At 70.9% G+C, this 25,933-nt stretch carries 26 protein-coding genes and 1 pseudogene; 11 read left to right on the forward strand and 16 right to left on the reverse strand.

Features of this window, described 5'->3' with window-relative positions; translation table 11 throughout:
• Positions 1-300: 300 nt before the first annotated feature.
• Entirely contained in the window at positions 301-942 is a 642-nt protein-coding gene (locus tag J7E93_RS19715; protein WP_215071223.1) for a DNA-3-methyladenine glycosylase, read from the reverse strand.
• A 104-nt stretch (positions 943-1,046) separates the two neighbouring features.
• Here J7E93_RS19715 and J7E93_RS19720 point away from each other — a divergent pair, with 104 nt between their 5' ends.
• From J7E93_RS19720 to J7E93_RS19730, 3 genes are all read left to right on the forward strand, one after another.
• Complete coding sequence (locus J7E93_RS19720; protein ID WP_215071224.1) at positions 1,047-1,829, forward strand: sporulation protein; 783 nt, start codon at positions 1,047-1,049, stop codon at positions 1,827-1,829.
• A 57-nt stretch (positions 1,830-1,886) separates the two neighbouring features.
• Positions 1,887-2,423 carry a YbhB/YbcL family Raf kinase inhibitor-like protein gene (locus tag J7E93_RS19725; RefSeq protein ID WP_215071225.1) on the forward strand — a complete coding sequence of 179 codons (537 nt, stop codon included), beginning with the start codon at positions 1,887-1,889 and terminating at the stop codon, positions 2,421-2,423.
• 164 nt (positions 2,424-2,587) lie between these two features.
• Entirely contained in the window at positions 2,588-3,094 is a 507-nt protein-coding gene (locus J7E93_RS19730) for an HNH endonuclease (RefSeq protein ID WP_215071226.1), read from the forward strand.
• 66 nt (positions 3,095-3,160) lie between these two features.
• On the opposite strand, the gene J7E93_RS19735 is transcribed toward J7E93_RS19730, so the two are convergent.
• From J7E93_RS19735 to J7E93_RS19750, 4 genes are all read right to left on the reverse strand, one after another.
• Positions 3,161-3,928: a sulfite exporter TauE/SafE family protein gene (locus J7E93_RS19735; protein ID WP_215071227.1), complete on the reverse strand. Its 768-nt coding sequence runs from the start codon at positions 3,926-3,928 to the stop codon at positions 3,161-3,163.
• A 95-nt stretch (positions 3,929-4,023) separates the two neighbouring features.
• Positions 4,024-4,974, reverse strand: coding sequence for an SPFH domain-containing protein (locus J7E93_RS19740; protein WP_215071228.1), 951 nt, complete (start codon positions 4,972-4,974; stop codon positions 4,024-4,026).
• Positions 4,975-5,067: 93 nt separating this feature from the next.
• Positions 5,068-5,496: an NfeD family protein gene (locus tag J7E93_RS19745; RefSeq protein ID WP_215071229.1), complete on the reverse strand. Its 429-nt coding sequence runs from the start codon at positions 5,494-5,496 to the stop codon at positions 5,068-5,070.
• Positions 5,497-5,591: 95 nt separating this feature from the next.
• Positions 5,592-6,389, reverse strand: coding sequence for an ABC transporter ATP-binding protein (locus tag J7E93_RS19750; RefSeq protein ID WP_215071230.1), 798 nt, complete (start codon positions 6,387-6,389; stop codon positions 5,592-5,594).
• A gap of 175 nt (positions 6,390-6,564) precedes the next feature.
• Between J7E93_RS19750 and J7E93_RS19755 the strand changes: the two genes are divergently transcribed.
• Entirely contained in the window at positions 6,565-7,350 is a 786-nt protein-coding gene (locus tag J7E93_RS19755; protein ID WP_215071231.1) for a hypothetical protein, read from the forward strand.
• An 84-nt stretch (positions 7,351-7,434) separates the two neighbouring features.
• Here J7E93_RS19755 and J7E93_RS19760 read toward each other — a convergent pair whose 3' ends face one another.
• From J7E93_RS19760 to J7E93_RS19770, 3 genes are all read right to left on the reverse strand, one after another.
• Positions 7,435-7,677, reverse strand: coding sequence for a chaplin (locus J7E93_RS19760; protein WP_215071232.1), 243 nt, complete (start codon positions 7,675-7,677; stop codon positions 7,435-7,437).
• A 161-nt stretch (positions 7,678-7,838) separates the two neighbouring features.
• Positions 7,839-8,483, reverse strand: a complete 645-nt coding sequence (locus J7E93_RS19765; protein ID WP_215071233.1) for a response regulator transcription factor — start codon at positions 8,481-8,483, stop codon at positions 7,839-7,841.
• Positions 8,476-9,621, reverse strand: coding sequence for a GAF domain-containing sensor histidine kinase (locus J7E93_RS19770; protein WP_215071234.1), 1,146 nt, complete (start codon positions 9,619-9,621; stop codon positions 8,476-8,478). Before J7E93_RS19770 ends, J7E93_RS19765 begins: the two co-directional genes overlap by 8 nt.
• A gap of 171 nt (positions 9,622-9,792) precedes the next feature.
• On the opposite strand from J7E93_RS19770, the pseudogene J7E93_RS19775 reads away from it, so the two are divergent.
• The 3 genes and pseudogenes from J7E93_RS19775 to J7E93_RS19785 form a co-directional block, all read left to right on the forward strand.
• Positions 9,793-10,518, forward strand: a pseudogene (locus tag J7E93_RS19775) (SDR family NAD(P)-dependent oxidoreductase); the annotation flags it as partial.
• 164 nt (positions 10,519-10,682) lie between these two features.
• A complete protein-coding gene (locus tag J7E93_RS19780; RefSeq protein WP_215071236.1) occupies positions 10,683-11,900 on the forward strand; it encodes an S-adenosylmethionine:tRNA ribosyltransferase-isomerase in 1,218 nt (405 codons plus the stop codon).
• Positions 11,901-12,191: 291 nt separating this feature from the next.
• Positions 12,192-12,941, forward strand: coding sequence for a transglycosylase SLT domain-containing protein (locus J7E93_RS19785; RefSeq protein WP_215071237.1), 750 nt, complete (start codon positions 12,192-12,194; stop codon positions 12,939-12,941).
• Positions 12,942-13,031: 90 nt separating this feature from the next.
• Here the strand turns inward: J7E93_RS19785 and J7E93_RS19790 are convergent, their stop codons facing one another.
• The gene (locus tag J7E93_RS19790) at positions 13,032-15,590 is read right to left on the reverse strand and encodes an FHA domain-containing protein (protein ID WP_215071238.1); all 2,559 of its coding nucleotides are present in this window, start codon (positions 15,588-15,590) and stop codon (positions 13,032-13,034) included.
• Positions 15,591-16,112: 522 nt separating this feature from the next.
• On the opposite strand from J7E93_RS19790, the gene serB reads away from it, so the two are divergent.
• On the forward strand, positions 16,113-17,333 hold the full coding sequence (gene serB, locus J7E93_RS19795) for a phosphoserine phosphatase SerB (RefSeq protein ID WP_215071239.1): 1,221 nt from the start codon (positions 16,113-16,115) through the stop codon (positions 17,331-17,333).
• A gap of 65 nt (positions 17,334-17,398) precedes the next feature.
• Here serB and J7E93_RS19800 read toward each other — a convergent pair whose 3' ends face one another.
• The 4 genes from J7E93_RS19800 to J7E93_RS19810 form a co-directional block, all read right to left on the reverse strand.
• Positions 17,399-17,917, reverse strand: coding sequence for a histidine phosphatase family protein (locus tag J7E93_RS19800; protein ID WP_215071240.1), 519 nt, complete (start codon positions 17,915-17,917; stop codon positions 17,399-17,401).
• A 47-nt stretch (positions 17,918-17,964) separates the two neighbouring features.
• On the reverse strand, positions 17,965-18,168 hold the full coding sequence (locus J7E93_RS19805; protein WP_215071241.1) for a hypothetical protein: 204 nt from the start codon (positions 18,166-18,168) through the stop codon (positions 17,965-17,967).
• A 240-nt stretch (positions 18,169-18,408) separates the two neighbouring features.
• Positions 18,409-18,525 (reverse strand): SGM_5486 family transporter-associated protein, encoded by a 117-nt coding sequence (locus tag J7E93_RS37215; protein WP_251066797.1) that lies wholly within the window; start codon positions 18,523-18,525, stop codon positions 18,409-18,411.
• Between the two features lie 17 nt (positions 18,526-18,542).
• On the reverse strand, positions 18,543-19,853 hold the full coding sequence (locus tag J7E93_RS19810) for an MFS transporter (RefSeq protein ID WP_215071242.1): 1,311 nt from the start codon (positions 19,851-19,853) through the stop codon (positions 18,543-18,545).
• 63 nt (positions 19,854-19,916) lie between these two features.
• On the opposite strand from J7E93_RS19810, the gene J7E93_RS19815 reads away from it, so the two are divergent.
• Positions 19,917-20,597 (forward strand): FadR/GntR family transcriptional regulator, encoded by a 681-nt coding sequence (locus tag J7E93_RS19815; protein WP_215071243.1) that lies wholly within the window; start codon positions 19,917-19,919, stop codon positions 20,595-20,597.
• Here J7E93_RS19815 and J7E93_RS38390 read toward each other — a convergent pair.
• From J7E93_RS38390 to fabG, 3 genes are all read right to left on the reverse strand, one after another.
• Positions 20,575-21,153: a hypothetical protein gene (locus J7E93_RS38390; protein WP_374105405.1), complete on the reverse strand. Its 579-nt coding sequence runs from the start codon at positions 21,151-21,153 to the stop codon at positions 20,575-20,577. The genes J7E93_RS19815 and J7E93_RS38390 overlap by 23 nt on opposite strands.
• Before the next feature lie 161 nt (positions 21,154-21,314).
• Positions 21,315-22,091 (reverse strand): enoyl-ACP reductase FabI, encoded by a 777-nt coding sequence (gene fabI / locus J7E93_RS19825; protein ID WP_215071244.1) that lies wholly within the window; start codon positions 22,089-22,091, stop codon positions 21,315-21,317.
• Between the two features lie 4 nt (positions 22,092-22,095).
• Positions 22,096-22,800: a 3-oxoacyl-[acyl-carrier-protein] reductase gene (gene fabG / locus J7E93_RS19830; protein ID WP_215071245.1), complete on the reverse strand. Its 705-nt coding sequence runs from the start codon at positions 22,798-22,800 to the stop codon at positions 22,096-22,098.
• A 187-nt stretch (positions 22,801-22,987) separates the two neighbouring features.
• Here fabG and J7E93_RS19835 point away from each other — a divergent pair, with 187 nt between their 5' ends.
• On the forward strand, positions 22,988-24,511 hold the full coding sequence (locus tag J7E93_RS19835; RefSeq protein ID WP_215071246.1) for a TldD/PmbA family protein: 1,524 nt from the start codon (positions 22,988-22,990) through the stop codon (positions 24,509-24,511).
• Positions 24,508-25,899, forward strand: coding sequence for a metallopeptidase TldD-related protein (locus J7E93_RS19840; RefSeq protein ID WP_215071247.1), 1,392 nt, complete (start codon positions 24,508-24,510; stop codon positions 25,897-25,899). Before J7E93_RS19835 ends, J7E93_RS19840 begins: the two co-directional genes overlap by 4 nt.
• Positions 25,900-25,933 lie beyond the last annotated feature (34 nt).

The following is a 25,933-nucleotide window of genomic DNA, read 5'->3' on the forward strand; positions in this document are numbered from 1 at the left end:
CTTCGGTCTTTCGTGTTTCCAACCTTACCAGATCCGTTTTCCGATCCGTTTCCGGTTCGGATTCTGTATTCCGGCGGCCGATTGGGGCCTTTGCCTTTCGGCGTGTTCACTACTTTAGCCGAATTCCCCGGCGGCTCATAATCGAGCCATTCAGTTCGGTTTCCGGCACGCCGAGAAACCCACCCTGTGGGGGTTTGTTGTAGGTAGTGGATGGCCGCTCCGGGGGTGCTCTCACAAGCACTGCCCGTCTCAAGCGGCTCGGACTACATTAGGCGTCCCCAGCATCTGGGTCAAGTCGCGTCAAGAGGTCCTCTTGCGGGGCGCATGGGCCCGGTACGGGCTCACCGTCGGATCGTCGTCGATCCAGAAGCGCCAGGGGTGCGGGGCACCTTCTCCGCCCACTCCCGTGCGGGGCCCGCTGCGTATCTGGTCGGCCGGGGGCGGGGTGCCGGTGAGGAGGGACAGGGGGGAGTCCGGGCCGTCGCAGGTGTCGGTGCCGTTCAGGGAGAGGGCCACGTCCAGGGCGGTCGCCAGGCGGGCCGGACCTTTGGCGAGTTCCGTGTCGTATCGGGCCGAGAGTCGACGTGCCCGGGCCTGGTCCGCGCCCACCAGAATCCGGCCCGCGCGCAGCAGCACTCCGCTCGCATGGCCCTCGGGGCCGCACACCAGGTTGAGGCAGTGCCACATGCCGTAGGTGAAGTAGACGTACGCGTGTCCCGGCGGACCGAACATGACCGCGTTCCGGGCGGTGCGGCCCCGGAAGGCGTGGGAGCCGGGGTCGATCGCGCCCGCGTACGCCTCCACCTCCGTCAGGCGGAGTTCGATACGGCCCGCCTTCGAGGTGCGGACCAGGGTGCGGCCGAGCAGGTCGGGGGCGACCTCCAGGACGGGGCGGTCGAAGAAGTCCCGCGGGAGCGGCGTACGGTCGGGGCTCTCGCTCATGGCGTCCGAGCGTACTGGGGAGCGCCGGGAAGCGGCGCGGAACCGGCTACGGTCGTCGCGCGTATGTAGGGGTCGAGACCAAGCAGGACCAAGAGGGAGTGTTCATGGGGTTCAAGAAGCTGCTCGCGAGCCTGGGTGCCGGCGGTGCGTCGGTGGAGACGGTGCTCACCGAGGAGAACGTCGTTCCGGGTGGCGTCGTCCAGGGTGAGGTGCGGATCCAGGGCGGTTCGGTCGACCAGCAGATCGAGGGGCTGTCCGTCGGGCTGCAGGCGCGGGTCGAGGTCGAGGGCGGTGAGCAGGAGGTCAAGCAGGACATCGAGTTCATCAAGGTCCGGCTCGGCGGTGCCTTCGAGGTGAAGGCCGGCGCGGTGCACGTCGTACCGTTCGGTCTCGAGATTCCCTGGGAGACGCCGGTCACGGCCATCGCCGGCCAGCAGCTGCGCGGGATGAACATCGGTGTGACCACCGAGCTGGAGATCGCCCGCGCGGTGGACTCCGGAGACCTGGACCCGATCAACGTCCACCCGCTGCCGGCGCAGCAGGCGATCCTCGACGCCTTCCTGCAGCTGGGCTTCCGCTTCAAGAGCGCGGACATGGAGCGCGGGCACATCCGCGGTACCCGGCAGAAGCTGCCGTTCTACCAGGAGATCGAGTTCTTCCCGCCGCAGCAGTACCGCGGTCTGAACCAGGTCGAGGTCAGCTTCGTCGCGGACGACCGTGAGATGGACGTCGTCCTGGAGATGGACAAGAAGCCGGGGCTGTTCAGTGAGGGCGGCGACTCGTTCCGTGCTTTCAAGGTGGGTCTGAACGACTTCCACACGACCGATTGGGCCGCTTACCTCAACCAGTGGCTCGCCGACGTCGGTGGGAAGCGCAACTGGGCCTAGGCTCGGCCGCGTAAGGCTGTGAGCCAGATCCTGGCCAGGCGATACGGAGGTTCAGACGTGGCCGAGGGAAAGAGGGCGCCGCTCCCTCACGACTTCCACCCGGAGGTGCCGGCGTTCACCGTGGTGAGCGACGACATCGTGCCGGGCGGTGTGCTAAATGACGCTCAGGTGTATGCGAAGGGGAACGTCTCTCCGCAGCTGAGCTGGGAGGGGTTCCCGGCGGGGACGAAGAGCTTCGCCGTCACCTGCTTCGACCCGGACGCGCCGACGGGCAGCGGGTTCTGGCACTGGGTGCTGTTCGACATCCCGGCGTCGGTGACCGAGCTGCCCGCGGGTGCCGGCTCGGGGTCGTTCGAGGGCTTGCCGGCCGGTGCCGTGCACGTCCGTAACGACTACGGGTCCCGGGAATTCGGCGGTGCCGCTCCCCCGGCCGGTGAGAACCACCGGTACGTCTTCACCGTGTACGCGGTGGACACGGAGAAGCTCGGGCCGGACGCGGACGCGTCGCCGGCGGCCGTGGGCATCAACCTGCGGTTCCACACGCTGGGGCGCGCGCAGCTGATCGGGGAGTACCCGGGTCCCGAGCACAGCTGAGCGTTCGTTTGTTGTTTGCCCGCTTCTGGTCTTGGAGAGATCAGAAGCGGGCATCTTTCGTTGCACACGGATATTGCGTTGTCCAACCCGGCGCGCCCGGCCAGAGTTGATCCGAGTCCGGAGCCCCGCAGCGGGGCTGGGCCGGCACACGGGAGGTGGGCACAATGCGGGACACGCTGGTTCTGAACGCGAGCTTCGAGCCGCTTTCGACGGTCACACTCAACCGTGCGGTGGTGCTTGTCCTGCAGGACAAGGCCGTCGTGGAGCAGGAACATCCCGAGCTCCGTATGCGTGCCGCCGCCGTCGACATTCCCGTGCCCCGGGTGATCAGGCTCTGCCGCTACGTCCGGGTGCCGTTTCGAAGACAGGCGCCGTGGTCGAGGCGGGGGGTGCTGGTCCGGGACCAGCACCGGTGCGCGTACTGCGGGAGGCGCGCGACGACAGTGGACCATGTGGTGCCGCGGGCGCAGGGTGGTGCGGACAGCTGGCTGAACACGGTGGCGTCCTGCGCCGAGGACAATCACCGCAAAGCGGACCGGACGCCGGAGCAGGCGGGGATGCCCCTGCTGCACGAGCCGTTCGTGCCGACGCCGGCGGACGCGATGCTGCTGGCGATGCGGGCGGGTGAGCGCTCGGAGCTGCCGCAGTGGCTGGCGAACTCGGCGGCGTGAGAGGGATCTTCCGTCGTCCGTAGGTCGTGTGGGCCCGCTCCCCTCGGGGGGCGGGCCCACGGTCGTTCAGCGGAGCAGCAGCTGCACGATGGCGGCGGTGCCGACGACCACGATGAAGCCGCGCAGGGCCGGGGGCGGCAGGCGGCGGCCGACCTTGGCACCGATCTGGCCGCCGATGGCCGAGCCGACGGCGATGAGCAGGACGGCGGTCCAGTCGAAGTCGGCGACGAAGAGGAAGAAGAGCGCGGCGATGCTGTTGACGATCGCGGCGAGGACGTTCTTGACGGCGTTGAGGCGCTGGAGGGTGTCCGCGAGGAGCATGCCCATGAGGGAGAGGTAGATGATTCCCTGGGCCGCGGTGAAGTAGCCGCCGTAGACGCTGGCGAGGAGCAGTCCGGTCAGCAGGAGCGGGCCGCCGTCGGGGTCTCCCGGGGCGCCGGTGCGGGCGCGGCGGGCCTGGACCGCCTTGGAGAGGCGGGGCTGGAGGATGACGAGGACCAGTGCGAGGGCGACCAGGACGGGGACGATCGTCTCGAACGCCCGGGCGGGGAGCATCAGCAGGAGTACCGCTCCGCCGAGCCCGCCGATCGCGGCGACGATGCCGAGGCGCACGATCCGGCGGCGCTGGCCCTTGAGTTCCTCGCGGTAGCCGATGGCGCCGCTGATGGAGCCGGGGATGAGGCCGAGGGCGTTGGAGACGGTGGCTGTGACCGGTGGCAGTCCGGTGAGGAGGAGGACGGGGAACGTGATCAGCGTTCCCGACCCGACGATGGTGTTGATGGTGCCGGCTCCCACACCGGCGGCGAAGACTGCCAGTACTTCCCAGATGGACAACGCCATCTCCTTACATGGTCAGTGAGTCGCCTCCCCGCCCTGAGGCCGTCAGGGTCGAGGGGCTCTCACCGATCATGCATGACCACGTGTACGTGTCAGTCGACCGGGGGCTGTTCGCGGCGCTCGGTTCCGGTGCCGTTCGCCGTGCCGCCGGTGTTGAATCCGGGGGCGCCGCCGCCGAGGTTTCCGAAGGCGCCGGAGAGGCCCTTGAGGGCGTCGCCGATCTCGCTGGGCACGATCCAGAGCTTGTTGGCGTCGCCCTCGGCGATCTTCGGCAGCATCTGGAGGTACTGGTACGAGAGGAGCTTCTGGTCCGGGTCGCCCGCGTGGATGGCCTCGAAGACCGTCCGTACGGCCTGGGCCTCGCCCTCGGCGCGCAGGGCGGCGGCCTTGGCCTCACCCTCGGCGCGGAGGATGGCCGACTGCTTCTCGCCCTCGGCGGTGAGGATCTGCGACTGACGGATTCCCTCGGCGGTGAGGATCGCGGCGCGCTTGTCGCGGTCGGCGCGCATCTGCTTCTCCATCGAGTCCTGGATGGAGGTCGGCGGCTCGATCGCCTTCAGTTCGACGCGGTTGACGCGGATGCCCCACTTGCCGGTGGCCTCGTCGAGGACGCCGCGCAGGGCCGCGTTGATCTCCTCGCGGGAGGTCAGGGTCCGCTCCAGGTCCATGCCGCCGATGATGTTGCGCAGGGTGGTGACGGTGAGCTGTTCGATGGCCTGGATGTAGCTGGCGACTTCGTAGGTCGCGGCCCGGGCGTCGGTCACCTGGTAGTAGATGACGGTGTCGATGTTGACGACCAGGTTGTCCTGGGTGATCACCGGCTGCGGCGGGAACGGGACGACCTGTTCACGCAGGTCGATCCGGTTGCGGATCGAGTCGATGAAGGGGACGACGATGTTCAGGCCCGCGTTGAGCGTGCGGGTGTAGCGGCCGAAGCGCTCCACGATCGCGGCGCTCGCCTGCGGGATGACCTGGATCGTCTTGATCAGGGCGATGAAGACAAGCACCACCAGAATGATCAGGACGATGATGACTGCTGACATCGTGTTCCCCGTGCCCTTCGCTGCCGGTTGACTACCGGGTTGCTGCTGATGATCGAGTTTCCCAGACGACGGAGCGTCGTGTGAGGGGTTCGGTCACATGACCACGGCGGTCGCCCCGTCGATGTCGACGACGTCGACCTGATCGCCCGGTTCGAAGGCCTGCCCGGAGTCGAGCGCGCGGGCGGACCAGACCTCGCCGGCGAGCTTGATGCGGCCGCCGTTGCCGTCGACCCGTTCGAGCACGACGGCCTGACGGCCTCTCAGTGCGTCGATTCCGCTGGCATGTTGGGGCGGTCCGTTGCGGTGCCGGGCCGCGATGGGGCGGACCACGGCGAGGAGCGCCACCGAGACGACGGCGAAGACGACCACCTGCGCGACGATGCCGAACCCGAGACCCGCGGTCACGGCTCCGGCGATCGCGCCGACGGAGAACATGCCGAATTCGGGCATCGCGGTCAGGACCAGCGGAATGCCGAGTCCCACCGCGCCGATCAGCCACCAGACCCATGCGTCGATGTCCACGTGGTCATGGTAGGGCGGTGGGAACTCCGGGGACAGGGCGCGGCGCTGTGCGGGGACGCGACGCCCGTGATTCCGTGATTCGGTTCGGTGCAGGGCTACTTGAGCGGGAGACCCTGGGCGGTGTAACGCTCGCCGACGTGCTCGACGACGAGCGGCAGGCCGAAGCAGAGCGAGAGGTTGCGGGAGGTGAGCTCGGTCTCCATCGGGCCGGCGGCGAGAACCTTGCCCTGACGGATCATCAGGACGTGGGTGAAGCCGGGGGCGATCTCCTCGACATGGTGGGTGACCATGATCATGGAGGGGGCGTACGGGTCGCGGGCGAGGCGGCCGAGGCGGCGGACCAGGTCCTCGCGGCCGCCGAGGTCGAGTCCGGCGGCCGGCTCGTCGAGGAGGAGGAGCTCGGGGTCGGTCATCATCGCGCGGGCGATGAGGGTGCGCTTGCGCTCACCCTCGGAGAGGGTGCCGAACCTGCGGTCCAGGTACTCGGTCATCCCGAGCCGGTCGAGGAAGGCGCGGGCGCGCTCCTCGTCGACGGCGTCATAGTCCTCGTGCCATGTGGCGGTCATGCCGTACGCGGCGGTGAGGACGGTCTGCAGGACGGTCTGGCGCCTGGGGAGCTTCTCCGCCATCGCGATGCCGGCCATGCCGATGCGGGGACGGAGGTCGAACACGTCGGTACCGACGCCGCCCAGCCGCTCGCCGAGGATCCGGGCGCTGCCCTGGGAAGGGAAGAGGTAGCTGGAGGCGATGTTGAGGAGGGTGGTCTTGCCGGCGCCGTTGGGGCCGAGGATGACCCAGCGCTCGCCCTCCTTGACCGACCACGAGACATCGTCCACCAGAGCCCGTCCGTCGCGGACCACGGATACGTCCACCAGCTCCAGTACATCGCTCATGAGCGCGTTGTCTCCCCTTGCGGTCGAGTCGTGTCGTCGCCTTGCGCCTGTGGGCGCGGCGTCCAGGGAAAACCTACGCCACTGTCGGAGCGGGCCGGTCCTTAGGTCGGCCCTTAGTCCGTCCCCGGGTCCGGTGCTTCCGTGTCCCGCCTCGGGGATTCCCTAGGCTGGGGGCATGCTTTCGGAACCACGCTCAGGACGCCTGGCCGCTTGGGGCAATGCCCTGTTGGCCGGATCGGTATCGCCGGACGACGCGGCGCTGGCCATCGTCGGGGACGACGCGGTGCACCGCGTGGAGGGGCTGCCGGGTGAGGCGGGGCCGGTCGGCCTGACCCTCGCGCTCGGGCGGCTGCGGCGGCTGGGGGTGACGGGGTGGCGGGTGGCACTGCCGGCTCCGGGGCATCCGCTGGGTCTGAGCGGGCCGCCCGACTTCAACGCGCGGGCGCTGGAGGCGGAGGAGGCGGTGGTCGGTTTCGGCGCTCCGTACGGTCTGGTGCCGGCGGTCACGGAGGCCGGTCCCGCGGGCGATGTGCACGTCGAGGTGGTCTGGCAGTGCCTGTCGGTGCGGGAGGCCCCGCCCGCGGACGTCCCGTCGCTGGGTGAGGCGGAGCGGGAACTGGCGGAGGCACTGCGGGACGCCACCTCTGTACTGACGAGGCTCGATGTGGCGGCGTCGGGTCCGGTGGCGGACGCGGCGCGCGACGCGTACCGGGCGCGGGCGGAGGCGGGCCGCGAGGTGCTGGCGCCCGGCTATCCGCCACGGGCGGTACGGGTGCTGGAGCTGGCCCAGCGGGTGGCTCTGCTGGTGGATCTGGCGTACGACCACGGCCACGGGGGCGCGGTGAGCGCGGCGGAGATGGCGGCGCGGGTGGCGGCGCTGCGGCCGGTGGAGCGGGTGGCCCGGCGGGCGCAGGTCGCGGCCTACAACGCGTACGTGGAGGAGAGGGAACGGGAGCGCTGACCCGGTGCGAGGGGGGCTGGGGCGGACAGGGCAGAGCCCGGCCCCCGGGGGATCGTCCGGGGGCCGGGCTGGTCAGGGGTGGCGTCAGCTGTTGACGGCGCTGTTGCCGAAGGCCGGGTTGAGCAGGCCGATCACGTTGGCCGTGTTGCCGGAGACGTTCACGGGGACGTGGACCGGGACCTGCACCAGGTTGCCGGAGGCGACACCCGGCGAGTTGAGGGCCTGCCCCTGGGCGTCCGCTCCGTGGGCGGAGGCGACACCCGCACCGGCGGCGACGATGCCACCGGCGATCATGGTGAGGGCAGCGGCCTTCTTCAGCTTGTTCACTTCAGGATCCTCCTGGTCTTCGCCGCGGCGGTACCGCCGCGGCACGCCATGAAGAACGCCGCCCGCCCCGCCGGGTTGCGCCGAACGGGGGACATGCACCCGACAGTATGAAGAGGACGAACGGAGGTGCCTCCTCCGCCTTGCCCCTGCTCCCCCTTGTTTCAGGAGGTCAGACCGTTCCGGACCGCCCAGAGCGCCGCCTGGGTCCGGTCCGCCAGATCGAGCTTCATCAGGATGTTCGAGACGTGTGTCTTGACCGTCTTCTCCGACAGGACGAGGGCACGGGCGATCTCCCGGTTGGACCGTCCGTCCGCGATCAGGCCGAGCACCTCCCGCTCCCGCTCGGTGAGCGTCGAGCCGCGGCCCGTCCCGCTGGGGGTGTCGTCCTGCGAGAGCAGCGCCTCGGCGACCTCGGGCTGGAGCAGCACATGCCCCGCGTGGACGGAGCGGATGGCACCGGCCAGGGCGTCCGGGTCCACGTCCTTGTAGACGTACCCGGAGGCGCCCGCCCGCAGCGCGGGGACGACCGTCCGCTGCTCGGTGAAGCTGGTGACGATCAGCACCCTCGCCCCGTTGGCCAGCTCGCGCAGCTTCCGCAGCGCCTCGATGCCGTCCATGCCGGGCATCTTGACGTCCATCAGGACGACGTCGGGCCGCAGCTCCTCGGCCCGCGCGACCCCTTCGGCGCCGTCGGACGCCTCGCCCACCACTTCTATGTCGTCCTGCACCTCCAGGAAGGTCCGAAGGCCGCGGCGGACGACCTGGTGGTCGTCGACCAGCAGGACGCGGATGACTCTGTCAGCCACCGGGGACCTCCATCTCGATCGTGGTGCCTCGGCCCGGTGCCGATGTCACGGTGAGGGTGCCGCCGACCCCGCCGGCCCGGTCCCGCATGGAGACCAGGCCCAGGTGGCGTCCGGCCCTGCGCACCGTACGCGGGTCGAAGCCCGAGCCGTCGTCGGTGACGGTGAGCAGGGCGCCCTGACCGCGGCGGACCAGGGAGACGGCGACCAGCTGCGGCTCCGCGTGCCGCAGCGCGTTGTGCAGGGCCTCCTGGGCGACCCGGAGCAGGGCCTCCTCCTGGGCGGCGGGCAGGGCACGCACCCCGGAGCTGTCGAAGGTGACCCGGGCGCTGTGGGCCCGGTCCATGACCTGGATCTGGGTGCGCAGCGTATGGACGAGCCCGTCCTCGTCGAGCGCGGCGGGGCGCAGCTCGACCACGGCGGCGCGCAGCTCGTCGGCCGCCTCGGCGGCCAGGGTGGCGACCTGCTGGAGCTCTCCCTTGGCCCGGGCCGGGTCACGGTCGACCAGGGCGGCCGCGGCCTGGGCGGTGAGGCGGAGCGAGAAGAGCTTCTGACTGACCGCGTCGTGCAGCTCGTGGGCGAGGCGCGAGCGCTCCTCGGCGATCGTGAGCTCGCGGCTGCGTTCGTACAGCCGGGCGTTGGTCAGGGCGATGGCGGCGTGCTGGGCGAGGATCGAGAGCAGCTCCTCGTCCTCCTCGGTGAAACCGCACCCTCCGCCGGGCCTGGGGCAGCGCTTGTTGGCCAGGAAGAGAGCGCCGATGGTCTCCTCGCCGTCCTGGATGGGCAGGCCGAGGAAGTCGGACATCTCCGGATGGGCCGCGGGCCAGCCCTCGAAGCGCGGATCCCGGCGGACGTCGGCGAGCCGCTCGGGCTCGGCCTTGTGGAGCATGGCCGCCAGGATGCCGTGCTGGCGGGGCAACGGTCCGATGGCCCGCCACTGCTCGTCGCTGACGCCGTCGACCACGAACTGGGCGAAGCCGCCGTGGTCGTCCGGCACCCCCAGCGCGGCGTACTCGGCGTCGAGCAGCTCACGGGCGGAGGCGACGATCGTCTTGAGGACGTCACGCACCTCCAGGTGGCGGCTCATCGCCAGCAGCGCGGTGCTCACGGCGGCGAGGCCCGAGCTCGGTCGATGACTCATGAACTCACCGTACTCGTGGGTTGTGACAGTCCGTATCCGCCTGGGGACGGCCATGGCTCGGGACCTCAGGACTAGGTCGAAGTGCCTTGTGCGGTCGGGGCCCGCGGACGAGGCGGCGGGCGGGGTCACGGCCGGAGGCTGAATCCATCGGTACGAGAGGGGATGGATGTCATGGCTGTCGCGATCATCACGGGAGCGTCCAAGGGGCTGGGGCGGGCGCTGGCCCGCGAGCTGGCCGGGCGGGGCTGGGACCTGGTGCTGGACGCCCGGACGCCGGCGGTGCTGGAGGAGAGCGCCGAGGCGGCACGCGCGCGGGGAGCGCGGGTGGTGGCCCTGCCCGGGGATGTGACGGACGCGGCGCACCGCCGGGAGCTGGTCGCGGCGGCGCGGGGGCTCGGCGGGCTCGATCTGCTGGTGAGCAATGCGAGCGCGCTGGGCGCGGAGCCGCTGGTGCGGCTCGACGCGCTGCCCCTGGACGGTTTGCGGGCGGCGCTGGAGACGAATGTGGTGGCGGCGCTGGGGCTCGTGCAGGAGGCGCTGCCGCTGCTGAGGGCGCGTGGAGCCGAGGCAGGGGTGGAGGCGGCCGGAGCCGAGGCAGGGGCGGGGGCTGTGATCGCGGTCAGTTCGGATGCGGCGGTCGAGGCGTACGAGACGTGGGGCGGGTACGGGGCGTCGAAGGCGGCGCTCGATCAGCTGGCGGCGGTACTCGCGGTCGAGGAGCCGGGGCTGCGGGTGTGGACGGTGGATCCGGGCGACATGGCGACGGACCTCTATACGGCGGCCGTCCCGGACGACGACGATCCGCGGCCGTCACCGGAGGCGGTGGTGCCGGGGTTCCTCTCGCTGATCGAGCGCCGGCCCCCGAGCGGCCGGTACGCGGCGGCTGATCTGACGGAGGCGGGTCCGAGGGAGCCCGACCCCGACCGCAAGGAGCCGGGACGCGGGGAGCCGGGACGCGGGGAGCCGGGACGCGGGGAGCCGGGTCTCACGGCATCGGGTCTCACGGCATCGGGGCTCACGGCATCGGGGCTCCTGCCGTCGGGGCACGAGGAGGCCGGCCGATGACCGCGCCGGTCACCCGCCCGCAAGGGGCCCGCCCGGCCGCCGGGCGGAGCCCCGACGACGCGGCGGGGCCTGTGCTGGGGGAGGGCGTGGCCGTGCCCGAGGAGCTGTCGGCGCGGGTGCCGGCCGAGCAGCGAGGGCCGGGGCGGGGCCGGGACGACGTGCGGCTGATGGTCTCGCGCGGTACGGAGGTCTCGCACCACGCGTTCCGTGAGCTGCCGGGGCAGCTGCGGGCCGGCGATGTGCTCGTCGTCAACACGTCGACGACGTTGGCCGCTGCCGTAACCGGGCGCCTTGGCGCGGAGAGCGGTGGGGAGCCGGTCGTCGTGCACTTCTCGACGTGCGGGGACGACGGCCGGTGGGCGGTGGAACTGCGGGAGCCGTGCGGGGACCCCCGGACGGGGCCCGGGGCCGGTCGGGGCGGTACCCGGCCGCGCCCGGGCGGCCCGGCGGGGCTGGTGGTGCGGCTGCCCGGGGGCCGCACCACGCCGGCTGGGGGTGTGGAGGGAGGGGCGCGTCTGGTCCTGGAGGAACCGCTGGTCCCGGGGGCGGCGCGGCTCTGGTGGGCGCGGGCGGACACGGCCGTACCGGCGCTGCTCGCGCGGTACGGCAGGCCGATCCGTTACGGGTACACCGAGCGCGACCAGCCGCTCGCCGCACATCAGACGGTCTTCGCGCTCCCGTCCCCCGACGGCGCCGGTTCGGCGGAGATGCCGAGCGCGGGCCGGCCCTTCACGGCCGGTCTGGTGGCGGAGCTGGTGAGCCGGGGGGTGCAGTTCGCTCCGCTCACCCTTCATACGGGGGTGGCGTCGGCGGAGGTCCACGAGCCGCCGTACCCCGAGCGCTTCGAGGTCCCGGCGGCGACCGCGTGGCTGGTGAACGCCGCGAAGGCGGGTGGGGGCCGGCTGGTGGCGGTGGGGACGACGGCCGTACGGGCGCTGGAGTCGGCGACAGACGAGAGGGGGGTGGTGCGGGCCGCCGGGGGGTGGACGGATCTGGTGGTGACCCGGGCGCGCGGGGTGCGGGTGGTGGACGGGCTCCTGACCGGTCTGCACGAGCCCGAGGCCTCGCATCTGCTGATGCTGGAGGCGATCGCCGGCCGGAGGGCGCTGCGCCGTGCCTACGCGGAGGCACTGCGCGAGTCCTACCTCTGGCACGAGTTCGGCGACGTCCATCTCATCCTCCCCGAGGAGGCCCCTCACCGTTTGCATTACTGAAGCAACTCACGGTGAGTTCGCCACCTGCCCGATGTGAGCCCGGGCATAGGACGTAGGTCACTTACGACCTCCCCTAGTTGCCGCATAAGGGGCAGACAAGGACGGTACGCGGCGGTCCCGGGTGGGTTTCGGTGGGTCATGCACGGGCCCCTGATCCACTACCCGGGATCGTACGTCACACCTTTGCCACAGGATTTTGCTGCCGCTAAGAATTGCATCCGTCGCCGCCGAGCAAGGCGCAGCGCCGCCCCGGCCTGAGCGACCCCCTGCGATTCGAAGAGGTACTCCTGCATGTCTGCGAACACTCCTGGCCACAGTCGTCTGAGCAAGACCTACAAGGCCTCTCTCGCCGGTGTCGCCACCCTCGGCGCCGCGGCCCTCGCCTTCACCCTCGTCCCCACCAACGCCGCCGCTGAGACCGAGCCGCAGGCGCTGGCCAACACCCAGCAGGTCGCCTGGGGCTACAACGCCGACAGCGTTCAGGCCAAGGCCCTCCACGCGAGCCTCACCGACCAGCACACGGTCCTCGGCCTCAAGGCCAAGCAGGAGGCGGCGGCGAAGGCCGAGGCGAAGGCGAAGGCCGACGCGAAGGCCAAGGCCGACGCCAAGGCGAAGGCGGCCGCCAAGGCCAAGGCCGAGGCGAAGGCCAAGGCCGACGCCAAGAAGCGCGCCGAGGCGAAGGCGGCCGCGAGCCGTGCCGCCGCCCGCACGCCCGTCTTCGCGAACAACCTCGACGGCTGGATCCGCGAGGCGCTGTTCATCATGGACAAGCACAACATCCCCGGCACCTACGAGGGCATCCACCGCAACATCATGCGGGAGTCCAGCGGTAACCCGCGGGCCATCAACAACTGGGACATCAACGCCATCAACGGTGTCCCGTCGAAGGGCCTGCTGCAGGTCATCTACCCGACCTTCAAGACCTACCACGTGCCGGGCACCAAGTTCGACCAGTACGACCCGGTCGCGAACATCGTCGCGGCGTGCAACTACGCCGCCGACCGCTACGGCTCGATGGACAACGTGAACAGCGCCTACTGAGCGTAGGCAGCGCAGACGCCGAAAGGGCGGCACCCGTGCTGGGGTGCCGCCCTTCGGCGCGTTCGGCCGCGCTTGCGCGTCCGGCAGTGCTTACTTGCGCATGACCTCGGGCTCGTGGCGGCGCAGCAGACGCGCCACCGCGAAGCCGCAGGCGATGCCGATGAGCAACAGGACCGTGAGGTTGAAGCCCCACTGGCCGACCGTGTGGTCCCACAGCGGGTCCAGGTTGGTCGGGTCCTTGTGGTCCCACGGCGGCATCAGGTGGCCGAGGTCGAGGGTCGAGCCCGCGGCGGCGATGGCCCAGCGCGAGGGCATCAGCCAGGCGAACTGCTCCAGGCCCGGGGATCCGTACACCTGGAACAGGATGCCGGTGAACACGACCTGGACGATCGCGAACATGACGAGCAGCGGCATCGTCTTCTCCGCGGTCTTCACCAGCGACGAGATGACCAGGCCGAACATCATCGAGGTGAAGCCGAGCGCGATGATCGTGACGCACAGCTCGACGGCGGGCGGCATGACCAGACCCTCCGCCGGGAGCTCACGGGTGGCGAAGCCGATGCCGCAGATGATCACACCCTGGATGGCGGTGATCACGCCGAGGACGATGACCTTCGACATCAGGTACGCCGAGCGGGACAGGCCGGTGGCCCGCTCCCGTTCGTAGATGACCCGTTCCTTGATCAGTTCTCGTACGGAGTTGGCGGCGCCCGAGAAGCACATGCCGACCGCGAGGATGAGCATGATCGTGCCGGCGTCGCCGTTGTAGCGGGACGGGGGCGTGGGCGGTGCGAGGCCGAAGTCGGCCGGGATGACGACCGAGACCAGGCCGAGGACGGCCGGCAGGATCACCATCAGGCCCATGAAGCCCTTGTCGGAGGCGATGACCGACGAGTAGCGGCGGATCAGCGTCCACAGCTGCGAGCCCCAGCCCTGCGGCTTGGGCGGCCTGGCCATGGCCTGCTGCGGCATCTGGACCGGCTGCGCGGCGACGGCGTCGATGTCCGCGGCGTACATCTGGTAGTGCTGCGAGCCCTTCCAGCGGCCCGCCCAGTCGTAGTCGCGGTAGTTCTCGAAGGCGGAGAAGACGTCGGCCCAGGTGCTGTAGCCGAAGAAGTTCAGCGCTTCCTCCGGCGGGCCGAAGTAGGCCACGGAGCCGCCGGGCGCCATCACGAGCAGCTTGTCGCACAGACCGAGCTCGGCCACCGAGTGGGTGACGACGAGGACCGTGCGGCCGTCGTCGGCGAGGCCGCGCAGCAGCTGCATGACGTCGCGGTCCATGCCCGGGTCGAGGCCGGAGGTCGGCTCGTCCAGGAAGATCAGCGACGGCTTGGTGAGGAGCTCCAGGGCGACGGAGACACGCTTGCGCTGGCCACCGGAGAGGGAGGTGACCTTCTTCTCCTTGTGGATGTCGAGCTTGAGCTCGCGCAGCACCTCGTCGATCCGGGCCTCGCGCTCGGCCGGGGCGGTGTCGCCGGGGAAGCGGAGCTTGGCCGCGTAGCGGAGCGCCTTCTGGACGGTCAGCTCCTTGTGCAGGATGTCGTCCTGCGGGACCAGACCGATGCGCTGACGCAGCTCGGCGAACTGCTTGTAGAGGCTCCGGTTGTCGTAGAGGACGTCGCCCTCGTTGGCCGGGCGGTAACCGGTGAGCGCCTTGAGCAGCGTGGACTTGCCGGAGCCGGACGGGCCGATGACACCGATCAGCGACTTCTCGGGGACGCCGAAGGAGACGTCCTTGAGGATCTGCTTGCCGCCGTCGACCGTGACGGTGAGGTGGCGGGCCGAGAAGGAGACCTCACCGGTGTCGACGAACTCCTCGAGCTGGCCGCCGACCATCCGGAAGGTCGAGTGACCGACACCGACGATGTCGTTGGGGCCGATGAGGACGGAGCCGCCCTTGGCGATCGGCTGACCGTTGACGTACGTGCCGTTGTGGGAGCCGAGGTCTCGGATCTCGAAACGGCCGTCGGGGGTGGCGTGGAACTCGGCGTGGTGGCGCGAGACCTGGAGGTCGGAGACGACCAGTTCGTTCTCGAGCGCACGACCGATCCGCATCACGTGGCCGAGGGCCAGCTGGTGGAACGTGGTCGGGCTGCGGTCTCCGTAGACCGGCGGCGCCCCCGCGATGCCGCCACCCTGGCCCGGTGTCTTCTGCGCCAACTGCTCGGCGGGGCCGCCCTGCTGGTGCGGGAACGGCGGCTGCTGGGCCTGCGGAGGCTGTTGGGCCTGCGGAGGCTGCTGCTGCCAGCCCTGCTGCTGCGGCGGGGCCGGGTGGGTGGCCCAATCGGCCTGCGCGGCCTGATGGGCCGGGGCCGCCTGCGCGGCCGCCTGGTGCTGCGCCGGGGCGCCGGCGGCGAGATTCAGCCGCGGGCCGTCGGTGGCGTTGCCGAGGTGCACGGCGGTGCCGGGTCCGATCTCCAACTGGTGGATCCGCTGCCCCTGCACGAAGGTGCCGTTGGTCGAGCCGTGGTCCTCGATGACCCAACTCCGGCCGCCCCAGCTGATCGTGGCGTGTCGCCACGAGACCCTGGCGTCGTCGATCACCAGGTCACCCTGCGGATCACGTCCCAGGGTGTACGACCTGGACGGATCGAGAGTCCAGGTCCTTCCGTTCAATTCCAGTACGAGTTCTGGCACTCCATGCCCCACTACTTGTCCCCCGATGTACCCCCGTCGCTGGGAGTCTAGGGATGGCGAACATCGGGGGGAACTATTTCAGGCCCGGCCCCGGGTCCGAAAGTCGGGCGGTGTGAAGACCCGGCAGAGGCGCGCTTCGGCCATCCTCGGGTCGCCCCCGGACACGCCGTCGGCGCGAGGAGAAAACGTCAGGGAGCAGGACGAGCGCCATGAGTGCGCAGGAAACGTCCGGAAGGGGTGAGTCGTCATGAACCGGATGATCCGGGGACGACGGGAGGGCCGGCGGGAGGGCCGGCGGGCGGCGGGCGGGACGGTGACGGCCCGGTGGTGTGGTCAGGGTGTCGGGCCGATGTGATCAAGGCCTCGGGCCCTGTTCTCCTGGCGTCGGTCCCTGCGCCCGTGGCCTCGGGCGGCCGCCGACAGGCACCGAGGGGCTCCGGAGAGTTACGGTGGCAGAGCGCGTGACGAGTCGGGTGTCCGGTACGCGGGACGGGGGCGGTGGTGGCACCCAGTGCCCGATACGGTGGAACCACCATGAGCGCATCGCAGACCTCAGACGTTCCCACCCTTCTCGTCAAGATCTTCGGGAAGGACCGTCCCGGGATCACCGCCGGGCTCTTCGACACCCTCGCCGCCTACTCCGTCGATGTCGTGGACATCGAGCAGGTCGTGTCCCGCGGCCGCCTCGTCCTGTGCGCGCTCGTCACCGAGCCGACCGTCGCCTCGCCGGGCGAGCTGCGGGCGACCGTGCACAGCTGGGCCGAGTCGCTGAAGCTCCAGGCGGAGATCATCTCCGGAACGGGCGACAACCGTCCGCGCGGAAGTGGCCGTTCGCACGTCACCGTGCTCGGACACCCGCTGACCGCCGAGCAGACGGCCGCCATAGCGGCCAGGATCACGGGGACCGGCGGCAACATCGACCGTATCTTCCGGCTCGCGAAGTACCCGGTGACGGCCGTCGAGTTCGCCGTCTCCGGCTGCGAGACGGCGCCGCTGCGGACCGCCCTGGCCACCGAGGCGCACAGCATCGGCGTCGACGTGGCCGTCGTCTCGGCCGGGCTGCACCGGCGGGCCCAGCGCCTGGTCGTCATGGACGTGGACTCGACGCTGATCCAGGACGAGGTCATCGAGCTGTTCGCGGCGCACGCGGGCTGCGAGGACAAGGTCGCCGAGGTCACCGAGGCCGCGATGCGCGGTGAGCTGGACTTCGAGCAGTCCCTGCACGCGCGGGTGGAGCTGCTCGCCGGCCTCGACGCCTCGGTGGTGGACAAGGTCCGCGCCGAGGTACGGCTCACGCCCGGCGCCCGCACCCTCATCCGTACGCTCAAGCGGCTCGGCTACCAGGTCGGTGTGGTCTCGGGCGGGTTCACGCAGGTCACGGACGACCTCAAGGAGCGGCTGGGGCTCGACTTCGCCTCGGCCAACACCCTGGAGATCGTGGACGGCAAGCTGACCGGCCGGGTCACCGGGGAGATCGTGGACCGGGCGGGCAAGGCCCGGCTGCTGCGCCGGTTCGCCGCGGAGGCGGGGGTGCCGCTGGCGCAGACCGTGGCCATCGGCGACGGAGCCAACGACCTCGACATGCTGAACGCGGCCGGGCTCGGCGTGGCCTTCAACGCCAAGCCGGTGGTGCGCAAGGCCGCCCACACCGCCGTGAACGTGCCCTTCCTCGACACCGTCCTCTACCTGCTGGGGATCACCCGCGAGGAGGTCGAGGCGGCGGACGGCGGCGAGGACGAGGAACTGCCGCACTGACCCGTGCGCACCGACGGAGGCCCGGTCACCGAGCGGTGACCGGGCCTTGTGTCAGGGGGTACCGGTCACTCGTGCGGGGCCCAGAACTCGACGAGCTTGCCCACGCCGTGCTCCAGGGACTTCCAGGAGCCGGTGAAGGAGACGATCGCGAACGCGGCGGTCGGGAAGCCGCTCCGGTTCATCCGGGCCGAGGTGTCCCCCTCGGCCTCACCGGCGAGAGCGTCGGCAAGGGCGTGCACGCCGGGGTTGTGGCCGATGACGAGCAGGTCGCGCACCTCGTCGGAGGTCTCGTTGAGCAGGGCGATGAGCTCGCCGAGCGAGGCCTCGTACAGCCGCTCCTCATACATGGTTCTGGGACGGTGCGGCAGCTCGTGGACCGCCAGCTTCCAGGTCTCGCGGGTTCTGGCGGCGGTCGAACAGAGGGCCAGATCGAAGGAGATCCCGGTGTCGGCGAGCTTGCGGCCCGCCACGGGGGCGTCCGTGCGGCCACGCTCGGCGAGCGGTCGCTCGTGGTCGGAGACCTGGGGCCAGTCGGCCTTGGCATGCCGGAGCAGCACGATCCTGCGGGGTGTATCGACGCTCATGAGCCCCAGCTTCGCATGAAACGAGGTGTCGGGCGCAGGGTGTCGGGTCAGCCGGGCAGTGTCCGCTGGATCTGCTCCAGGAGGTGGGCGACCGAGGGGTCGGCGCCGCCCGCGTGGGCCCCGCCCGGTCCCGCTATGAGCAGAAGGAGCGCGACGAAGGCGGCCGCCGGGAGGGCGAGGGCCCACCAGGGCAGCCGGGTGTCGACGCCCGCGGACGAGGACGGGGTCCGGGTGTGCGTACGGGCCGACATGGCCGCCTCCGTGGGTCGCTGGATCCGCCGCTGTCGCGGCGATGTCTCCAACGTACGGATCGGGCCAGGACCGTCCCATCCGGTGATCCACCTACTTCACCCTGACACTCACCCCCTAGGGGACAGGGGGGTTAACCCCAAGAGAGCGGCCTGGCCCGACCTGCGGGGTGAGCGGCCCCGGTGGCGGCGTCATGGGGTCATGGGGTCGTCATGGGGTCAAGGGGTCATGGGGTCACGGGGTCATGGGGAGGCGATCGAGGCGATGACGGCGATGACGACACCGATTCCGAGCATCGCGCCGAGCACGATGAGGAACTTCTTCTGGCCGTCCTGGGGGTTCGGGTCGAGCACTGGCATGGGGCCAGTCTCGCATCTCAGCATTCGTCCTCGACGGTCCGGTCCCGCCCCGCGAGGACGCCGACGGCCATCTGGGGCAGCATCAGCCCGGCCATCAGCGCGATGGGCAGGCCCCAGCCACCGCTGTGCTGGTAGAGGACGCCGACCAGGAGCGGACCGGGGATGGAGATGAGGTAGCCGACGCTCTGTGCGAAGGCGGAGAGCCTGACCACGCCGGCCCCGGTCCGTGAACGCATGCCGATCATGGTGAGGGCGAGCGGGAAGGCGCAGTTGGAGACGCCGAGGAGCAGGGCCCAGGCCCAGGCGCCCGCGGCGGGCGCGACGTACAGCCCGGTGTAGCCGGCCAGGCCGCACAAGGCCAGCGCGACGGCGATGGGGCCCTGGTTCTTGAGCCGGGTGGCGAGGCGCGGGATGACGAACGCGAGCGGCACGCCCATCACCATCGTGACGGCGAGGAGCACTCCGGCCGTGCCGGCCGGGACGCCGGCGTCCCGGAAGATCTGCGGCATCCAGCCCATGGTGATGTACGCGCCGGTGGCCTGGAGGCCGAAGAAGGCGCCGAGGGCCCAGGCGGTACGGCTGCGGGTGATCCGGAGCGGGGCGGCGGGGGCCGCCCCCTGTGCGGGGATCCCTGCGGCCGGGGCGGTGGGCCGCACCGCGTCCCGGTCGCGCAGCAGTGGGATCCAGGGCAGGACGGCGAAGGCGGCGAGGACCGCCCAGACGCCGAGGCCGGTGTGCCAATTCCCGCCCAGCGCCTCGGTCATGGGCACGGTCGCGGCGGCGGCAAGGGAGGTGCCGAGGGCGAGGGCCATGGAGTAGAGGCCCGTCATGGTGCCGACGCGGTCGGGGAAGTACCGCTTGACGATGACGGGCATCAGGACGTTGCTGACGGCGATGCCCATGAGGGCGAGAGCGCTGGCGGCGAGGAAGCCGACGGTGCCGGAGGCGAAGGGGCGGACGGCGAGGCCCGCGAAGATCGCGGCCATACCGGCGCAGACGACGGCGGCGGGGCCGAAGCGGCGGGCGAGGCGCGGGGCGGTGATGCCGAAGATCGCGAAGCAGAGCGGGGGGACGGAGGTGAGGACGCCCGCGACGCTGCCGCTCATGTGCAGGCCGTCGCGGACCTCTTCGAGCAGGGCGCCGAGGCTGGTGATGGCGGGGCGCAGATTGAGCGCGGCGAGCACGAGCCCGACGACGACGAGCCGGGTGATCCAGACGGCGGGCCGGGCCGGTGCGGAAGAATCGGCGGTGACGGCGGCGGTACGTGCCGGGGCGGCGTCGCCCGCGGGCGCGGGGGCTTGGTCGAGGGTCTGAGGCTCGTCAGGCATGAGGCCATCATAGAATCATGGGATGATTGATTGTCCAATCCGGAACCAAATGGAAGGTGCATCATGGCGCTCGGGTCTCCCCGGCGTTCCGGGCTCTCCGATCAGGTGATCACCGAGCTGCGGAACCAGATCACCTCCGGCGAGTGGCCGGTCGGGTCACGGATCCCCACGGAACCGGAACTGGTCGAGCAACTGGGCGTGGCCCGCAACACGGTGCGCGAGGCGGTCCGCGCCCTCGCGCACAACGGGCTGCTCGACATCCGGCAGGGTTCCGGCACCTACGTCGTCGCCACCAGCGAGCTGGCGGGGGTCATGCACCGGCGGTTCGCCGCGTCCGACCCGCGGCACATCGCCGAGCTGCGCTCGACCCTGGAGTCCTCGGCGGCCCGGCTCGCGGCCCAGCGGCGTACCGAGCGGGACCTGAAGCAGCTGGACGCCCTCCTGGCGGGACGGGAGGAGGCGTGGGCCTCCGGCGACGCCGAGCGCTTCGTGACGGCGGACGGCGCCTTCCACCACGCGGTGGTGGTCGCCTCGCACAACGACGTGCTGACCGAGCTGTACGCCGACCTCGGGCACGTACTGCGCCAGTGGCTGCGCGACGACGTGGGCCAGGAGCTGCGGCCGGAGCACCACATGGATCATGGGCGTCTGGTCGAGGCGATCAGGGACGGCGACGCGGACACGGCGGCGGCGGAGGCGGCCGGATACCCGTTCATGTGCCTCAGGAACCTGGGACCGGCATAGACGGCCCGGCAGACGCGGGAGGCGCCTCGGCCTTCGGCGCCTCGACCGGTCCCAGTGGCGCCGTGACAGGCGCAGGAGGGTCCTCGGCCGGTCCCGGTGGTACCCCGGCAGGGCCGGGAAGCCCCTCGGCCGATCCCGGTGGCGCCTCGGCCGGTTCCGGTGACACCCCGGCAGGGCCGGGAGGGGCCTCGGCCGGCTGGTGGGTGAGCCAGGCGGAGCGGACTTCCTTCCAGCAGCGCCCGGAGAGCCGGACGTAGGCCGTCGGGTCCACGTCGACGGGGGCGCTGTCGGTGTCCACGTCCCACCACCGGTCGCACTCGACGTGCAGACGGACGCGATCGGTGCCGGGATAGGGGTTGTGGCAGTACGCGGTGACGCGGGAGCCCTCCACGACCGTGCGGCAGGAGGCGCCGAAGTTCTCGGGATCCTCCGCGACGGTGACCGCGGGGTCCTCCGTGGGAGCGGGAGCGGCGCGGACCTCGGCGGCGACGGCGATCCCGGCGAGCAGAGCGACGGCCGAGGCAAGGGCGGCGGCCCTGCGAGGAAGCGCGCGCATGCCCGTACCTCCTCCCCGCCAATAGCTGGAATGTCACACTCCGATCCAGTCTGAGGCGGTTCGACCTACTTTTCGACTCGGGGAGGGGCCGCGGGACGGCGAAGGCCGGGAGCCCGTCCCCGTGGGGACGCGCTCCCGGCCTTCGTACGTCGTGTGCCCGCTCAGGCGCCGATCGCGTGCAGACCGCCGTCGACGTGCACGATCTCGCCGGTCGTCTTCGGGAACCAGTCGGAGAGCAGCGCGACGATGGCGCGGCCCGCCGGCTCCGGGTCGGAGAGGTCCCACTGCAGCGGGGAGCGGCTGTCCCACACGGAGGCCAGCTCCGAGAAGCCCGGGATGGACTTGGCGGCCATCGAACCGAGCGGGCCGGCCGAGACCAGGTTGCAGCGGATGTTCTGCTTGCCCAGGTCACGGGCCATGTAGCGGCTGGTGGCCTCCAGGGCGGCCTTGGTCGGGCCCATCCAGTCGTACTGCGGCCAGGCGAACTGCGCGTCGAAGGTGAGGCCGACGACCGAACCGCCCTCGCTCATCAGCGGCAGCAGCGCCATCGTCAGGGACTTCAGGGAGAAGGCCGAGACGTGCATGGCGGTGGCCACGGACTCGAACGGCGTGTTCAGGAAGTTGCCGCCGAGCGCGTCCTGCGGCGCGAAGCCGATGGAGTGCACGACGCCGTCCAGGCGGTCGCCGAGGTGCTCGCGGACCTGGCCCTCCAGACGCGCGAGGTGCTCGTCGTTGGAGACGTCGAGCTCCAGGACCTTCACCTTGTCGGGATGGGGCAGCTTCTTGGCGATGCGCTCGGTCAGCGTCGGCCGGGGCCAGGCGGTGAGGATGATCTCCGCGCCCTGCTCCTGGGCCAGCTTGGCGGCGTGGAAGGCGATGGAGGACTCCATCAGCACACCGGTGATCAGGATGCGCTTGCCCTCGAGAATTCCGCTCATGTGATCAGTGACCCATGCCCAATCCGCCGTCAACCGGGATGACGGCTCCAGTGATGTACGAGGCGTCGTCCGAGGCGAGGAACTTCACCGCGGCGGCGATCTCCTCGGGCTGCGCGTAACGGCCCAGCGGCACCTGGGACACGATGCCGGCGCGCTGCTCCTCGGTGAGCACCTTGGTCATGTCGGTGTCGACAAACCCGGGCGCGACGACATTGAACGTGATGTTGCGCGAGCCGAGCTCACGGGCGAGGGAACGGGCGAAACCGACGAGGCCGGCCTTGGAGGCGGCGTAGTTGGCCTGTCCCGCCGAGCCGAGGAGTCCGACGACCGAGGAGATCAGGACGACGCGGCCCTTCTTGGCCCGCAGCATGCCGCGGTTGGCGCGCTTGACGACCCGGAAGGTGCCGGTGAGGTTGGTGTCGAGGACGGAGGTGAAGTCCTCCTCGGACATCCGCATGAGGAGCTGGTCCTTGGTGACGCCGGCGTTGGCCACCAGCACCTCCACCGGGCCGTGCTTCTCCTCGATCTCCTTGTACGCCTGCTCCACCTGCTCGGAGTCGGTGATGTCGCACTTGACGGCCAGGAAGCCGGCCGGCGGCTCTCCGGAGCGGTATGTGACGGCAACCTTGTCGCCGGCCTCGGCGAACGCGCGGGCGATCGCGAGGCCGATGCCCCGGTTTCCACCGGTGACGAGAACCGAGCGGCTCAACGGATCACCCTTTCGATAAACGGTCTGTTACCTCGGAAACCTATCGGTCCCACCCCTTCCGCGAGGAATCGACCCCTGACAGTGGCGTCCGCGCGGCACTGTCGGGTCCCTACAGAAAGACCTGGGCATCGCGACGGAAAGCGCGACATGATCGGGGTCGACCGGTCTCATACGACAGGAGACATTCGTGCCTCATTCCATCGACGCAGCCTTCACGGCGCTGCCGCTGCGGGCGCTCGCCGACGCGGCGCTCGCACGCGCGCGTGCCCTCGGCTCCGAGCATGCCGATTTCCGCCTGGAGCGGGTGCGCAGCGCCTCCTGGCGGTTGCGTGACGCCAAGCCGTCGGGATCCTCGGACCTCACGGACCTCGGGTACGCGGTGCGGGTGGTGCACGGCGGGGCGTGGGGGTTCGCCTCCGGGGTCGATCTGACCATGGACGGGGCGGCGCGGGTCGCCTCGCAGGCCGTCGCCATGGCCAAGCTGTCCGCGAAGGTGATCGCGGCGGCCGGCTCGGACGAGAGGGTGGAGCTCGCCGAGGAGCCGGTGCACGCCGAGAGGACCTGGATCTCGTCGTACGAGATCAACCCGTTCGACATTCCCGACGCCGACAAGAGCGCGCTGCTCGCCGACTGGAGCGACCGGCTGCTGCGGGCGGAGGGAGTGGCGCATGTGGACGCGTCGCTGCTGACCGTCCATGAGAACAAGTTCTACGCCGACACGGCGGGCACCGTCACCACCCAGCAGCGCGTCCGGCTGCACCCGCAGCTCACGGCGGTCGCCGTCGACGAGACGACCGGCGAGTTCGACTCGATGCGGACGATCGCGCCGCCGGCCGGGCGGGGCTGGGAGTACCTGACGGGCACCGGCTGGGACTGGGACGCGGAGCTGGAGCGGATCCCGGAGCTGCTCGCGGAGAAGATGCGGGCGCCGAGCGTGGAGGCGGGGACGTACGACCTGGTGGTCGATCCGTCGAACCTCTGGCTGACGATCCACGAGTCGATCGGCCACGCCACCGAGCTCGACCGGGCGCTCGGCTACGAGGCGGCGTACGCCGGCACCTCGTTCGCCACCTTCGACCAGCTGGGGAAGCTGGCGTACGGCTCGTCGATCATGAACGTCACCGGTGACCGCACCGCCGAGCACGGGCTCGCGACCATCGGGTACGACGACGAGGGCGTCGAGGCGCAGAGCTGGGACCTGGTGAAGGACGGCACGCTCGTCGGCTACCAGCTGGACCGGCGGATCGCGAAGCTCACGGGCCTCGGCCGGTCGAACGGCTGCGCCTTCGCCGACTCGCCGGGCCATGTGCCGGTGCAGCGGATGGCGAACGTCTCCCTGCAGCCGGATCCGGGCGGGCTGTCCACGGAGGATCTGATCGGGGGTGTGGAGCGCGGCATCTACGTGGTCGGCGACCGGTCGTGGTCGATCGACATGCAGCGCTACAACTTCCAGTTCACCGGTCAGCGCTTCTTCCGCATCGAGAACGGCAGGCTGGCCGGTCAGCTGCGGGACGTCGCGTACCAGGCGACGACGACCGACTTCTGGGGCTCGATGGAGAAGGTCGGCGGCCCGCAGACGTACGTCCTCGGTGGCGCGTTCAACTGCGGCAAGGCCCAGCCGGGCCAGGTCGCGGCGGTCTCGCACGGCTGCCCGTCGGCCCTCTTCCGGGGCGTCAACATTCTGAACACCACGCAGGAGGCCGGTCGATGAGCCGCGTCAGCAAGCCGTACGAGATCGTCGAGCGGGCCCTGGAGCTGTCCCGCGCGGACGGGTGCGTCGTCATCGCCGACGAGGAGTCCTCCGCCAATCTGCGCTGGGCCGGCAACGCGCTGACCACCAACGGTGTGACCCGTGGCCGGACCCTCACCGTCATCGCGACCGTCGACGGCGCCCAGGGCACGGCCTCCGGTGTCGTCTCGCGCTCCGCCGTGACCGTCGACGACCTGGAGCCGCTGGTGCGGGCCGCCGAGGCCGCCGCCCGGGCCGCGGGGCCCGCCGAGGACGCCCAGCCGCTGGTGGAGGGCGTCGACGCCTCCCCCGACTTCGGGGACGCGCCGGCCGAGACGACGTCCGCCGTCTTCACCGATTTCGCGCCGACGCTCGGCGAGGCCTTCGCCAGGGCCCGCTCCGGCGGCCGAGAGCTGTACGGGTTCGCCCACCATCAGCTGACCTCGACCTATCTCGGCACCTCGACGGGTCTGCGGCTCCGGCACGACCAGCCCAACGGCACCCTGGAGCTGAACGCCAAGTCCCCCGACCGTTCCCGCTCCGCCTGGGCCGGGCGCTCCACCCGGGACTTCAAGGACGTCGACCCGGCGGCGCTCGACGCCGACCTGGCGCAGCGGCTCGGCTGGGCGGAGCGCAGGATCGAGCTGCCGGCCGGGCGGTACGAGACGCTGCTGCCGCCGACGGCCGTGGCGGACCTGCTGATCTACCAGCTGTGGTCCTCGACGGCCCGTGACGCGGTGGAGGGCCGCACGGTCTTCTCCAAGCCGGGCGGCGGGACCCGTCTCGGCGAGACGCTCTCCCCGCTGCCGCTGACGCTGCGCAGCGATCCGAACGAGCCGGGCCTGGAGTCGGCGCCGTTCGTCATCGCGCACTCCTCGGGCGACGACTCCTCGGTCTTCGACAACGGCCTGCCGATGGCGCGGACGGACTGGGTACGGGAGGGCCGGCTCGAGCACCTGATCACGACCCGGCACACGGCGGCACTTACTCGCTTGCCCGTGGCGCCCGGCGCGGGGAACCTGATCCTGGACGGCGGTGGCGAGCGCTCACTGGAGGAGATGGTCTCCTCGACCGAGCGCGGTCTGCTGCTGACCTGCCTCTGGTACATCCGCGAGGTCGACCCGGCGACGCTGCTGCTGACCGGGCTGACCCGGGACGGCGTCTACCTCGTCGAGAACGGCGAGGTGGTCGGCGAGGTGAACAACTTCCGGTTCAACGAGTCGCCGGTGGACCTGCTGTCGCGGGCCTCCGAGGCGGGGCGGACGGAGAAGACGCTGCCGCGCGAGTGGAGCGACTGGTTCACGAGGGCGGCGATGCCGGCGCTGCGGGTGCCGGACTTCAACATGAGCTCGGTCAGCAAGGGCGTATGACGCGCCTAGACTGAGTGACGGCGTGACGACCACC

This window comes from Streptomyces sp. ISL-36, from assembly GCF_018614205.1.
In the GTDB taxonomy this organism is placed as follows: domain Bacteria; phylum Actinomycetota; class Actinomycetes; order Streptomycetales; family Streptomycetaceae; genus Streptomyces.

What these genes read in the sequence shown, in the direction of transcription:
- J7E93_RS19715 (WP_215071223.1), bottom strand. Translation starts at nt 942, where the DNA reads ATGAGCGAGAGCCCCGACCGTACGCCGCTCCCGCGGGACTTCTTCGAC.
- J7E93_RS19720 (WP_215071224.1), top strand. Translation starts at nt 1,047, where the DNA reads ATGGGGTTCAAGAAGCTGCTCGCGAGCCTGGGTGCCGGCGGTGCGTCG.
- J7E93_RS19730 (WP_215071226.1), top strand. Translation starts at nt 2,588, where the DNA reads ATGCGGGACACGCTGGTTCTGAACGCGAGCTTCGAGCCGCTTTCGACG.
- J7E93_RS19740 (WP_215071228.1), bottom strand. Translation starts at nt 4,974, where the DNA reads ATGTCAGCAGTCATCATCGTCCTGATCATTCTGGTGGTGCTTGTCTTC.
- J7E93_RS19750 (WP_215071230.1), bottom strand. Translation starts at nt 6,389, where the DNA reads ATGAGCGATGTACTGGAGCTGGTGGACGTATCCGTGGTCCGCGACGGA.
- J7E93_RS19755 (WP_215071231.1), top strand. Translation starts at nt 6,565, where the DNA reads ATGCTTTCGGAACCACGCTCAGGACGCCTGGCCGCTTGGGGCAATGCC.
- J7E93_RS19770 (WP_215071234.1), bottom strand. Translation starts at nt 9,621, where the DNA reads ATGAGTCATCGACCGAGCTCGGGCCTCGCCGCCGTGAGCACCGCGCTG.
- J7E93_RS19780 (WP_215071236.1), top strand. Translation starts at nt 10,683, where the DNA reads ATGACCGCGCCGGTCACCCGCCCGCAAGGGGCCCGCCCGGCCGCCGGG.
- J7E93_RS19785 (WP_215071237.1), top strand. Translation starts at nt 12,192, where the DNA reads ATGTCTGCGAACACTCCTGGCCACAGTCGTCTGAGCAAGACCTACAAG.
- serB (WP_215071239.1), top strand. Translation starts at nt 16,113, where the DNA reads ATGAGCGCATCGCAGACCTCAGACGTTCCCACCCTTCTCGTCAAGATC.
- J7E93_RS19800 (WP_215071240.1), bottom strand. Translation starts at nt 17,917, where the DNA reads ATGAGCGTCGATACACCCCGCAGGATCGTGCTGCTCCGGCATGCCAAG.
- J7E93_RS19805 (WP_215071241.1), bottom strand. Translation starts at nt 18,168, where the DNA reads ATGTCGGCCCGTACGCACACCCGGACCCCGTCCTCGTCCGCGGGCGTC.
- J7E93_RS37215 (WP_251066797.1), bottom strand. Translation starts at nt 18,525, where the DNA reads ATGCCAGTGCTCGACCCGAACCCCCAGGACGGCCAGAAGAAGTTCCTC.
- J7E93_RS19810 (WP_215071242.1), bottom strand. Translation starts at nt 19,853, where the DNA reads ATGCCTGACGAGCCTCAGACCCTCGACCAAGCCCCCGCGCCCGCGGGC.
- J7E93_RS19815 (WP_215071243.1), top strand. Translation starts at nt 19,917, where the DNA reads ATGGCGCTCGGGTCTCCCCGGCGTTCCGGGCTCTCCGATCAGGTGATC.
- J7E93_RS38390 (WP_374105405.1), bottom strand. Translation starts at nt 21,153, where the DNA reads ATGCGCGCGCTTCCTCGCAGGGCCGCCGCCCTTGCCTCGGCCGTCGCT.
- fabI (WP_215071244.1), bottom strand. Translation starts at nt 22,091, where the DNA reads ATGAGCGGAATTCTCGAGGGCAAGCGCATCCTGATCACCGGTGTGCTG.
- J7E93_RS19840 (WP_215071247.1), top strand. Translation starts at nt 24,508, where the DNA reads ATGAGCCGCGTCAGCAAGCCGTACGAGATCGTCGAGCGGGCCCTGGAG.